Here is a 520-nt window from a genome sequence, read left to right as displayed (position 1 = left end):
AAGCACCATGGGATATGGAGCAAGTGGTAAAGAAGTGTCATGAAGTCGGTAATCGAGACATTTGGCTATGTGACCGTGGTACTTCGTTTGGTTATAACACGCTAGTTTCTGATATGCGTGGTCTCTCGGTGATGCGTCAAACTGGCTGTAAAGTTGTTTTCGATGCAACGCATTCGGTGCAGCAACCTGGTGGTCAAGGCGCTACGTCCGGAGGGCAGCGTGAAATGGTTCCAGTTCTTGCGCGAGCAGCTGTTGCAGCTGGCATTGATGGTTTGTTTATGGAAACACATCCAAATCCATCGGTTGCCTTAAGCGACGGGCCAAATATGCTTCCTCTTAAACATATGAAAGAACTTCTGCAAACACTGCTAGAGATCGACCAAGTAGTAAATAAAAGAGCATTTATTGAGTCTAAGTTAGTTTAATTTTGTTAGCGATCTGCAAATCTATAAATAAACATAATTTCCGTAACGACCTAAGAGAGTCAACCAATGACGAGCAAGATAAAAGTTGTCATTCC

General features: G+C 43.5%; 1 pseudogene. It reads left to right on the top strand.

Annotated elements, in window-relative coordinates:
• Positions 1-425: pseudogene (locus tag R8O10_RS27440) on the top strand (3-deoxy-8-phosphooctulonate synthase); the annotation flags it as partial.
• Positions 426-520 lie beyond the last annotated feature (95 nt).

This window comes from Vibrio sp. 1727, from assembly GCF_033344415.1.
GTDB lineage: Bacteria > Pseudomonadota > Gammaproteobacteria > Enterobacterales > Vibrionaceae > Vibrio > Vibrio alginolyticus.
This window is presented reverse-complemented; position numbering and strand designations above follow the sequence as displayed.